The organism is Novosphingobium sp. AAP93 (assembly GCF_001296055.1).
Lineage (GTDB): Bacteria > Pseudomonadota > Alphaproteobacteria > Sphingomonadales > Sphingomonadaceae > Novosphingobium.
Map to the genome: position 1 here is coordinate 1 of NZ_LJHZ01000023.1, position 10,429 is coordinate 10,429.

10 protein-coding genes and 1 tRNA gene are annotated in these 10,429 nt (G+C 68.7%); 2 read left to right on the plus strand and 9 right to left on the minus strand.

Annotated elements, in window-relative coordinates; genetic code table 11:
- Positions 1-136: 136 nt before the first annotated feature.
- A complete protein-coding gene (locus IP83_RS05140; RefSeq protein ID WP_054121146.1) occupies positions 137-487 on the plus strand; it encodes a thiol-disulfide oxidoreductase DCC family protein in 351 nt (116 codons plus the stop codon).
- Positions 484-1,815: an AarF/ABC1/UbiB kinase family protein gene (locus tag IP83_RS05145; RefSeq protein ID WP_054121147.1), complete on the plus strand. Its 1,332-nt coding sequence runs from the start codon at positions 484-486 to the stop codon at positions 1,813-1,815. The genes IP83_RS05140 and IP83_RS05145 overlap by 4 nt, the downstream gene beginning before the upstream one ends.
- A gap of 4 nt (positions 1,816-1,819) precedes the next feature.
- Here IP83_RS05145 and IP83_RS05150 read toward each other — a convergent pair whose 3' ends face one another.
- The 9 genes from IP83_RS05150 to IP83_RS05190 all read right to left on the minus strand — a co-directional run.
- Positions 1,820-2,746 (minus strand): SDR family oxidoreductase, encoded by a 927-nt coding sequence (locus IP83_RS05150; RefSeq protein ID WP_054121148.1) that lies wholly within the window; start codon positions 2,744-2,746, stop codon positions 1,820-1,822.
- Positions 2,743-3,891: a glutamate 5-kinase gene (proB, locus tag IP83_RS05155; protein ID WP_054121149.1), complete on the minus strand. Its 1,149-nt coding sequence runs from the start codon at positions 3,889-3,891 to the stop codon at positions 2,743-2,745. Before proB ends, IP83_RS05150 begins: the two co-directional genes overlap by 4 nt.
- 58 nt (positions 3,892-3,949) lie before the next feature.
- Entirely contained in the window at positions 3,950-5,008 is a 1,059-nt protein-coding gene (gene obgE, locus IP83_RS05160) for a GTPase ObgE (RefSeq protein WP_054121150.1), read from the minus strand.
- Positions 5,009-5,138: 130 nt separating this feature from the next.
- A tRNA-Ala gene (locus tag IP83_RS05165) sits at positions 5,139-5,214 on the minus strand.
- Between the two features lie 142 nt (positions 5,215-5,356).
- Positions 5,357-6,145, minus strand: a complete 789-nt coding sequence (locus IP83_RS05170; RefSeq protein WP_054121151.1) for a hypothetical protein — start codon at positions 6,143-6,145, stop codon at positions 5,357-5,359.
- A gap of 135 nt (positions 6,146-6,280) precedes the next feature.
- On the minus strand, positions 6,281-7,024 hold the full coding sequence (locus tag IP83_RS05175; RefSeq protein ID WP_054121152.1) for a Bax inhibitor-1/YccA family protein: 744 nt from the start codon (positions 7,022-7,024) through the stop codon (positions 6,281-6,283).
- A gap of 153 nt (positions 7,025-7,177) precedes the next feature.
- Complete coding sequence (proC, locus tag IP83_RS05180; RefSeq protein ID WP_255352064.1) at positions 7,178-7,978, minus strand: pyrroline-5-carboxylate reductase; 801 nt, start codon at positions 7,976-7,978, stop codon at positions 7,178-7,180.
- Between the two features lie 106 nt (positions 7,979-8,084).
- Complete coding sequence (locus tag IP83_RS05185) at positions 8,085-8,588, minus strand: YbjN domain-containing protein (protein WP_054121153.1); 504 nt, start codon at positions 8,586-8,588, stop codon at positions 8,085-8,087.
- 154 nt (positions 8,589-8,742) lie between these two features.
- Positions 8,743-10,429 (minus strand): SPOR domain-containing protein (locus IP83_RS05190; protein ID WP_197274281.1); only part of this gene is annotated, 1,687 nt, incomplete at its 5' end.

Here is a 10,429-nt window from a genome sequence, read left to right on the forward strand (position 1 = left end):
CGAGCGAAGTCGAGACACCGAGCGCGGCGCTTGGTGTCTCGACTTCGCTCGACACGAACGGATCAGGGTTTGGCTGCTCATAGGCTCACCAATGAGCACCTTGCCGCGCCCTCGCCCCAAGGCCTAGGCGCATGGCATGTCCCCTGCCCCCCTCACCGTCTGGTATGACGGCGCCTGCCCGCTCTGCACGCGCGAGATTGCGCTTATGCGGCGGCTGGACCGGGCGCGGCGGATCGAGTTTGTCGATGTGAGCCAGACGCAAGCCACCTGCCCGCGTGACCGTACGCTGCTGCTGGCACGGCTCCATGCGCGCGAGGATGGCGTGCTGCTCGATGGCGCAGCGGCTTTTGCGGCAATGTGGCGGGCGATCCCGCTGCTGCGTCCGCTTGGCGTGCTGGCGCGGATTCCCTTAGTGCTCTCAGCGCTCGAATGGGCCTATGTGCGGTTTTTGCGGGTTCGTCCTGCCCTTCAGAGGATCATGCGTTGAGCGAAGACCGCTACCGGAAAGTTCCCACCAGCCGCCTTGGGCGCTTCTCTGCGTTCGGCCAGCTGGCGGGCGGCGTCGCGGGCGGAGTGATCGCGGAAGGGGCCAAGCGGATCGCACGCGGGGAGCGGCCGCAGATGGCCGATCTGCTGCTCACCCCCGCCAACGCCACGCGCGTGACCGAGCAGCTTTCGCGGCTGCGCGGGGCGGCGATGAAGCTGGGGCAGATGATCTCGCTCGATGCCGGCGATCTGCTTCCGGCAGAGCTGACGGCCATTCTGGCCCGGCTGCGCGATGCCGCGCACTTCATGCTGCCCAAGCAGTTGCAGACCGTGCTCGCGGCCAGCTGGGGGCCGGACTGGCGGCGCAAGTTCGCCCGCTTCGAGGCGACGCCGATTGCGGCGGCTTCCATCGGGCAGGTCCACCGCGCGGTGCTGCACGATGGGCGCACAGTGGCGGTGAAAGTGCAGTATCCGGGCATCGCCGCCAGCATCGACGCCGATATCGACAATGTCGCGACGCTGCTGCGCGTTTCGGGCCTGCTGCCCAAGACGCTTGATATTTCGCCGCTGCTGGTCGAGGCCAAGCGCCAGTTGCACGAGGAAGCCGACTACTTGCGCGAGGCCGAGCAGATGCGCCGCTATGGCGCGATGCTCGCGGGCGAGGAGCAATTCGTGGTCCCCGCGCCGGTAGAGGAACTGACCGGGCCGAGCGTGCTGACGATGGACTTCATCGCCTCGCGCCCGATCGACACGCTGGCCGAAGCGCCGCAGGACGTGCGCGACCGGGTGATGGGCGCGATGCTCGATCTGGTGCTGCGCGAACTGTTCGTGTTCGGCTTCATGCAGACCGATCCGAACTTCGCGAACTATCGCTGGCAACCCGATACGGGGAAAGTCGTGCTGCTCGATTTCGGCGCGGCGCGCGCGGTTCCCGATGAGACCCGCGCCGCCTATGCGCGGATGATGCAGGCGGGCCTCAATGGCGATCCGGCGGAACTGAAGCGGCGCATCTGCGAAGTGGGGTTTGCCTCCGAAGAACAGATGGCGCGGCACGGCAAGGCGTTCGAGGGCGTGATCGGGGTGATCCTCGAGCATGTGAACAAGGACGATATCTTCGATTTTGCCGACCGCAGCTTCGTGGCGAAACTGCGCGATTTCGGCGAGCCGGTGGCGCAGGACCGCGACACCTGGCACCTGCCGCCGATGGATACGCTGTTCGTGCAGAGGAAGGTCAGCGGCACGGCGCTGCTCGCGGTGCGGATGAAGGCGCGGCTGCCGCTGCAGGGGATGGTCGCGGCGCGGCTGGCGGGTTTGGTCGAGCCGGCCTGAGCCGCTATTTCAGCCAGCCCGCCTCACGGTACCACGCGGCGGTGGCGTGGAGCCCCTCGCGCGTATCGATGCGTGGGCGCCAGAGCGATGCAGGCGGCTGCGCGCCCTCGCTCACCGTCCAGTCCGGATGGCAGATATAGCTGGCGCGGTCGGGCGTCAGCTTGGCCTTCTTGCCGCGCACCATGCGGTCGGCGCGCGCGGCAAGCTTGACCACCCCCGGCGAGAGCGAGAGCGGGCGGATCGGCTTCTCGCGCACGGCGGCGCCGATGGCGTGGGCAAGGCTGACATGGGTCCAGCCGCCGGGTTCGCCGTCGTCGGGTTCGAACACCTGATGCGTGGTTTCCTCGCTGCTGGGGAGCAGCGCGAGCAGCAGTTCGGCAAGGTCCACCACATGGATCACCGAAAGGCGCCCCGGCGGCGGCAGCGGCACCACGCCGCGCTGCGCAAGGCGGAAAAGCTCCAGCATCTCGGTGTCGCGCGGGCCGAACACGGCAGGCGGGCGCACCACCGTCCAATCGAGCCCGGAAGCGCGCACCAGCCGTTCGCCGCGCAGCTTGGATGCGCCGTAGACCGAGAGCTGCGGCTCACGCGCGGCGAGCGAGGAGACGTGGATCAGGCGCGCGACGCCCATGTCATGCGCCGCCTCGATCACGCGCAGGGTGCCCTGGACATTGCCTTCCTCGAACCCCGCCGGATCGGGCGCGTTGACCACACCGGCGATGTGGATCACCGCGCTGGCGCCTTCCATCAGGCGCTTGAGGGCGGCCTTGTCGCCAAGATCGCCGTCGATCCATTCGACCCCGCCGCGCAGGCGCTGCTTGCGCCGGGTGAGCGCGCGGACTTCGATCTGCTTCCGGCCCGTGGCCATGAGCACGGCCTGCCCGACGAAACCGGTCGCGCCCGTGACCGCGACAAGCTGACCGTCCGTCACAGCATCACCAACTGGTCGCGGTGGATCAGCGCCGAGCGCGGGGCATAGCCGAGCAGCGCTTCATGCTCGGCGGATGGATGGCCCATCAGCGCCGCACATTCCGCCGCGTCATACTCGCTGAGGCCGCGCGCGAGGACGGTGCCGTCCGGACCGAGCACGGCGATAGCATCCCCGCGCAGGAACGTGCCTTCAACCGCCGTGACGCCCGCCGCGAGCAGGCTCGAGCCGCGTGCGAGGGCTGCGGCGGCACCGGCATCGACCGCGACCGCGCCCTTCATGCGCAACTTGCCGCCAAGCCACGCCTTGCGCGCGCGCGCCTTGCCGGGCGGGCAGAACAGCGTGCCGCGTTCCTCTCCGAGCGCGGCGGCAATCGGGCTTTCGGGGCGGCCATCGATGATCGCAAGCGCGATGCCGGCAAGGCCCGCGATCTCGGCAGCCTGCAACTTGGAGGTCATGCCGCCCGAGCCGAGGCCGGAAGAGGAACCACCCGTCGCCATGGCATGGATTTCCGGCGTCACACCGCGCACCACAGGAATGCGCACCGCGCCTTCGAGGCGGGGATCGCGGTCATAAAGTCCGTCGATATCGGAAAGCAGCAGCACCGCGCTCGCCCCCGCCGCCTGACCGACGCGGGCGGCCAGCCGGTCGTTGTCGCCGAAGCGGATTTCCTCGGTGGCGACGGTGTCGTTCTCGTTGATCACCGGCACCGCGCCAGACGCCAGCAAGGTGCCCAGCGTGGCGGTGACATTGAGGTAGCGGCGGCGGTCCTCAAGGTCTTCAAGCGTTAGCAGAACCTGCGCGGCGATCAGGCCATGCGCAGCGAGGAGTTCGGCCCAGAGGCCCGCAAGCGCGATCTGGCCGACTGCGGCAGCGGCCTGCGCATCGGCAAGGCTGCCCCTGCCGCCGCGCGCGAGGCCAAGCTTGCGGGCGCCCAGTGCAATCGCGCCGGAGGACACGACGATGACATCCTGCCCGCGCGCCCGGGCAGCGGCGATTTCCGCCACCAGCAGGGTGAGCCAGGCCCGGCGCGGCTCGCCATCCTTGCCGACGAGCAGCGCCGAGCCGACCTTCAGAACAAGGCGCGGGGTTTCGGCGGCATCCGTCAGCTGGGCGAGGCGTTCAAGTGCAGGTCTGGCGATCGACATGGTGCGAGCCGCTTAGGGGAAATGCTGCGGCGCGGGAAGGGGTTGAGGGTGAAGCCCCTCAGATCGGCGACCAGGGCTTCTGGTCTTCGATGTCCTCGACCTCGCCATCCGGGCGTTCGGTGGCAGTGGCGGCAGGGAGGTGTTCGAGCACGGCATCGAGCAGGGCGTTCATGCCCTTGCCGGTGGCGCCCGAGATCGGGAACACGCGGCGCGCGCCCGCTGCGCGCAGTTCGGCGCGGAAGGCGCTGACGAGTTCGGCGTCGACGGTGTCGATCTTGTTGAGCGCGATCAGGCGCGGCTTTTCGTCGAGCCCGCCGCCGTAGGCCTCGAGCTCGTCCTGCACGATATGCAGCGCCTCGGCGGGATCGGTGCCATTGATGTCGATCAGGTGGATCAGCACCCGGCAGCGCTCGATGTGGCCGAGGAAGCGGTCGCCCACCCCGGCCCCTTCGGCGGCGCCCGCGATCAGGCCGGGGATATCGGCCAGCACGAATTCGCGGTTGCGGTAGCGCACGACGCCGAGCTGCGGGCGCAAGGTGGTGAAGGCGTAGTCTCCCACCTTGGCCTTGGTGTTGGTGATCTGGTTGATGAAGGTGGACTTGCCCGCATTGGGCAGGCCGACAAGGCCGACATCCGCCAAGAGCTTGAGCCGCAGCCAGACGTACATTTCCTGCGCCGGCCAGCCGGGGCCGAACTGGCGCGGGGCGCGGTTGGTCGAGGTCTTGTAAGACAGGTTGCCGCGCCCGCCGTCGCCGCCGCGCAGCAGGACTTCGCGCTGGCCGGGTTCGGTAAGATCGAGCAGCACCGTCTCGCCGTCCTCGCCATCGATCACCTGCGTGCCGACGGGGACCTTGATGACGAGATCGTCGCCTGCCGCCCCGGTGCGGTTCTTGCCCGCCCCGCCGCCGCCGCGGGGAGCGCGGAAGTGCTGGGTGTAGCGAAAGTCGATCAGGGTGTTGAGGCCGGTGACCGCCTCGAAAATGATGTCGCCGCCCTTGCCGCCGTCGCCGCCATCGGGGCCGCCATACTGCACGTACTTCTCGCGCCGGAAGCTGACCGCACCGGGCCCGCCCGCGCCGGAGCGGATGAAGATCTTGGCCTGGTCGAGAAAATGCATGGAATGGAGCTATCGAAGAGCGCGGCCTTCGACAAGCTCAGGCTGAGCGGGTGTGGGGTGAAGTCCATCGACCGCTCATCCTGAGCTTGTCGAAGGATCGCAGGCCGTTCAGGGCCAATTTACGGCATACTGGTGGAGCCGAGGGGGATCGAACCCCTGACCTCGTCATTGCGAACGACGCGCTCTCCCAGCTGAGCTACGGCCCCGTTCCCAGTATCCTCCGGCCTGCCAGCACGAAGCTGCCCTGCCGGGAGCGCGGCCCTTAGCCCACCGGGGCGGCGCTTGCCAAGAGCAAAATGCGGGCGAAGCGTTGATGCCTCCACCCTCTCGTTGGTTATGGACGATCTCTCAGGGCGTCCCACTCGCAGCCGCAGACGCCGCTGGCGGGCCGTACTTGGCGTTCCATTCGGCGAGATCGCGCTGGTACTGTTCGTAGCGGCGGTAGAAATCGTCGTAGACCACTTCGATGTTGGGCAGGCTGCGCATGGCGAAGGCTTCAAGCTCGGCGGGCTTGAGTGTCGGCACTTTCGCCGGGACCGCCTTGGCGCCCTTCTTGCGGGGCGGCGCGGGGGGCGCAGGCGGCGTGATCGCATCGAGATCGCTGGTGACGGCAAGCGCCGCGTTGCAGAACTCGTTCATCATCGGCGGCAGCGCGAAGTGGTTGTAGACCGAGGTCATGTAGGCCTCGCGCGGGGCGGTGAATTTCGCGCCGTAGCGGGCCTTGAACTCGTCATCGACCTTGCGGTTCGTCGCCGCGAGCGTCGCGTTGTAGTTTTTCAGGAACGCCCTGTAACGCGGCAGGATCTCGGCATGCTTGGGATCGCTGCAATTGAGCGCGGCGACGTTGAGCGCCGAGCGCAGGTTCCACAGCATCTGGGTGGACGAGATGCCCCGGTTCACCGACTGCCGCAGGCCGCTGGGATCGAGCGGCGGGATGACGAGGTTGCCGCTCGCCCCGGCGGGGGGCTTGGGCTTGGGCGGCGGCGGGATGTAGGGCTTGGGTGGCGGCGGCGGGGGCGGCGGCGGCGGGGGCGGCGGCGCGGCGCAACTTGCCAGTGCGGCCGCGAGCACGGCGGCGGGGAGGAAACGGGCAATGTTCTGGAAGACAGGCGCCGCCGGGCGCGAAGTACGAAGCATGCGAGAGGGTCCCCCCGGTTCTGTTTATCCTGCGCTCTAACCGGCCCGACGCGCAAAGAAAATGCCCGGCGAGCCGGAAGGCCCGCCGGGCACGTTAACGTGAAGCAGCGTGCTTCAGATCAGCGGCGCCAAAGATTAACGACGGTCGCCCATGAACTGCAGCAGGAACGTGAACATGTTCACGAAATCGAGGTAGAGCGTGAGCGCGCCGAGCACGATCATCTTGCCCGCGAAATCGGTGCCCGCGACCTGGCTGTACATTTCCTTCAGCTTCTGCGTGTCATACGCGGTGAGGCCTGCGAAGATGAGCACGCCGAGGAAGCTGATGCCCCAGGCAAGGCCCGGCGACTGCAGGAAGATGTTGATCAGGCTGGCGATCAGGATGCCCACGAGGCCCATGATCAGGAACGTGCCGAGGCCCGACAGGCTCTTCGTGGTGGTGTAGCCGTAGAGGCTCAGGCCAGCGAAGGCGCCCGCGGTGGCGAAGAACGTCGCCGCGATCGACGGGCCGGTGTAGACCGCGAAGATCGCCGAGAGCGAAATGCCCATCAGCACGCTGAAGGCCCAGAACAGCGCCTGCATCGTGGTGGTCGAGATGCGGTTCACCCCGAAGCTCATCACCATGACGATGGCGAGCGGGGCGAGCGCGACCAGCCAGCGCAGCGGGGTGCCGAACACCGCCTCGGCCATGCCGGAGGTGGCGAACAGCAGCGCGACGATGCCCGAAAGCAGCACGCCCGAGGCCATGTAGTTGTAGATCGACAGCATGTAGCGGCGCAGACCCGCATCATACGCGGCGCCGCGCCCGGCGAGACCCGCCGCAGCGCCGAAGCCTGCCGGGCTCCAGCCAGAAGGCTGGGGGTCATTCCAGTTTGCCATGACGTACCTAACTCCGTTTCGGCCCGGGATGAACCGAGTGCTTCCAATATCGCCCCAAACCCTTACCAATTCAAGCTTCCGGGCCATAACGGAATGTATCAAAGCGTAATAAGGTCCGGTTTTGGCCCGCATCCGGAAAAATAGGGACCGTCCCTATCTTCGTGCGGCTTCGGTGAGCTCTGCACTGCGGTCGCGCGCGGCGCGCAAGGTGGCCGTGACGAGCGCGGCGAGATGCTGGTCGGCATCGAGGACCTTGAGCCCGGCTTCGGTCGTCCCGCCGGGGCTGGCGACGCGGCGCGCGAGTTCTCCGGGCGCGTGGGGCGAGGCCGCAGCAAGCGCAGAGGCGCCCTCGACCATTGCCAGCGCGAGCCGGTCCGCCTGGACGCGTGGCAGGCCGAGCGCGGCGGCGCCTTCCGCCAGCGCATCGATGAAGCGGTAGACGAACGCAGGACCGGAACCGGCAAGCGCGGTGACAATGTCCATCGCGGCTTCCTCGGCGAGCCATTCGGCCGGGCCGAGCGGGGCCATCAACGCTTCGGTCCGTTCGCGCAAGGGCCCTTCCGCCGCGCCGTAGAGCGCAATGGGCGACTTGCCGATCGCGGCGGCGAGATTGGGCATGACGCGCACGATGGCCGCGGCCTGCGGAAAGGCGGCGCGCAAGGTGGCCACATCGACACCGGCGAGGATCGAGAGCAGCAGCGTCCCCTCCCCCACATGCGGGGCGATGGCGCGGGCGGACGCGGCGAATTGTTGCGGCTTGAAGCCGAGCAGGACGACATCGGCGGGGGCCGCTTCGGCGGAGGCTTCGCGCAGCAGGGATACGCCGGTGGGCGCTTCGGCGAGCAGCGGATCGACCACCGTGAACGCGGCGGGATCGAACCCGGCCGCCAGCCAGCCGGCGAGCATGGCGCCGCCCATGTTGCCGCAGCCGAATTGGAGAAGGGAGAAGGTCACTGGGCGTCTCGCTTGAAGGTTGTGCAATGGCACATGCCCTCCCCCAGCCCCTCCCGCAAGCGGGAGGGGAGAATCTGATACGCCCTCCCGCAAGCGGGAAGGGAGATCAGGCCTCGCCGGCGGCGTCGATCAGGGCGCTGGCGAGGGCTTCGGCGGGGCTCTTGGCGCCCCAGAGGAGGAACTGGAAGGCCGGGTAGAAGCGGTCGCATTCGTCGACCGCCGCTTCGATCGCGGTCTGTGCCTGGACGAGGCTGAGCAGGCCGTCGTCGCCCAGCATCAGGCCGTGGCGGTAAAGCAGCACCGAGCCGTTGGACCAGATATCGAAGTGGCCGAGCCAGACCTGCTCGTTGATCAGCGCCATGATCTCGAACATCGCGCCGCGCTTGTCCTCGGCGACGCGGATATCGGGGAGGCAGAGAATCTGGAGGACATGGTCCTCGCTGCGCCAGATGCAGCGGAGCTGGTAGCTGGCCCAGCTGCCCTGGATTTCGCCGTGGATCTCGTCATCCGAGACGAATTCGCAGGGCCATCCGCGTGCCTCGAACAGCGAGGCGAGCATATCGACGGGCGCCGCATCATCGCGTTCGCTGTCTTCATGGCCGGTGCGCATCGCGTGTTCCTCGGTGTCCGGACTGGACAGATGCGAGCCATCGCGGAGAGGGCTCTTGACGGCAATCGGAGCCCCGCGCGGGGCTGGGCAAAACTTTACTAGTCTGTTCATAAGCTGTGGAGAAGCGGTGCAGAGCCCCGCCCCTTCACAAACCCTACTTCGCGCCGAGACCGTCGACCGCCTGGCCCGCCGGGCTGGTCCACTGATAGCTGCTGACGCCCTGGCTGCGCAGCTTCTCGACGAACGCCTGCGCTTCCGCGTCGCTGGCGAAAGGCCCTGTCAGCAAACGATAATTGCTACGCCACGGCGTGATCGAAGGCTTGCGCCCACGCAGCGCGGCAGAGCTGCCGGCAAGGCGCTGCCACTCCTTGCCCATCGCCGGGCGGTTGGAACCGGTGAGGACCTGCACCCAGATCCGGCTGGGGTGCTGGAGCTCGGCCTTGGCCGCCTTGCTCTTGGCGGACTTGGCATTCTCGGGCGGGCACTGCGTGTCAGCCTTGCCCGATTTGCCCTTGGACTTCGCGGTCGCCTTGGCTTTCGCGGGTGAGGCCTTGCTCTTCCCTGATTTGCCCTTGCCCGCAGGCTCCAAGCAGTCGGTACCGAGCGCGAGCTTGTCCTTGGCCGATTTGGCCTTGGCATCCTTCGCGGCGTCTTCCCTGGCAGCCTTCTCCTTGCCGCCGCGTGTGACGGTGGGCTCGGCCTCGTCCTGATCGCTGGTGCGCGAGACGGCGGTCGGGCCGTCGGGCCGCGCGCCGCGGTCCCTGGCCGCGCGCTCCTTGGCCTTGGCGGCCGCGGCGGCGCGCGCCGTCTCGCGCATCGCCTCGATCCGCGCGAGATCGACCGCGTCGCTGCTGGCGGCGGCTGCTTCCTGCTCGGGCGCCTTGAAGCCGTCGAACATGCTGCGGAAATCGGCCGGCGCGGAACTGGCCGATGGCGCCGGAGGCGGGGTCGGCGTGGACGGTGCCACAACCGGCGGCGGCACGGCGGAAGGCGCCGGGGGGAGGACCGTGGCGGGTGCAGGAGTCGGCGGTGTTGCCGGTGTCGGCTGGGTCGATGCCAGCGCAAGTTGGGGGCCGATCGCGGCAGGCGTGCCTGCTGGCGCAGAGGCCGCCACTTGCACTTGCGCAGGAGCGCTCGGCGGCGGCGCTGGCGTGGCCACTTGCGGCTGCGGCGGCGTGGTTGCCGGAGCGACCGATGTTGGCGAAGCAGACGGCGGCGGCGTTACAGGGCGCGGGACCGGCGGCGGCGAAAGCGGGGTGCCGGGGGGCACGTCGAGCTTTGACAGGACCGTGGGCCGCGCCGGTGTGGTCTGCGTCGGTGCCACTTGCGTCTGTCCGGCGGGCGAGCCCTGCTGCGGCGCGGCGGCGGTGCGGCTGCCCGGTTGCAGCCCCCAGGGCGCAGTGAGGGCCGGTTGCGCCGACGTGGGAGGTGGCGGCGGCGGCAGTGGCGCGGATCTGACGAGCAGTGGCTGGGCCGGAGCCGGCGATGCTGCGGCAAGCGCCGTCTGCTGCTTGTCTTCCTTGCCCGGACGGCGGCGCTTCGACCGGTCATCGCGGCCGCGCGCGCCCAGCGCCTCGCCCTGCGGCACGAGCGCGGCATCGACCCGCTGCGCGCGGGGATGGGCGAGCGCATATTGCACGATCTGCGGATCATCACGGCCGATGTCCGCGGCGCGCGGGAAGCGGCCGAGATTGGCGGCGGCGGCCTGCTGCGCGGGGGTCAGGCGCGGCATGTAGCGCAGATAGGGCGAAATCGCGGCGGCGAGATCGGCGGGCATCGTCGCCTTGGCAATGCCCTCGGCCTCCTCGCTCTGCCCGGCAATCGCCATGATGAACGTGCGC

What these genes read in the sequence shown, in the direction of transcription:
- IP83_RS05170 (WP_054121151.1), bottom strand. Translation starts at nt 6,145, where the DNA reads ATGCTTCGTACTTCGCGCCCGGCGGCGCCTGTCTTCCAGAACATTGCC.
- IP83_RS05140 (WP_054121146.1), top strand. Translation starts at nt 137, where the DNA reads ATGTCCCCTGCCCCCCTCACCGTCTGGTATGACGGCGCCTGCCCGCTC.
- IP83_RS05175 (WP_054121152.1), bottom strand. Translation starts at nt 7,024, where the DNA reads ATGGCAAACTGGAATGACCCCCAGCCTTCTGGCTGGAGCCCGGCAGGC.
- IP83_RS05185 (WP_054121153.1), bottom strand. Translation starts at nt 8,588, where the DNA reads ATGCGCACCGGCCATGAAGACAGCGAACGCGATGATGCGGCGCCCGTC.
- obgE (WP_054121150.1), bottom strand. Translation starts at nt 5,008, where the DNA reads ATGCATTTTCTCGACCAGGCCAAGATCTTCATCCGCTCCGGCGCGGGC.
- proB (WP_054121149.1), bottom strand. Translation starts at nt 3,891, where the DNA reads ATGTCGATCGCCAGACCTGCACTTGAACGCCTCGCCCAGCTGACGGAT.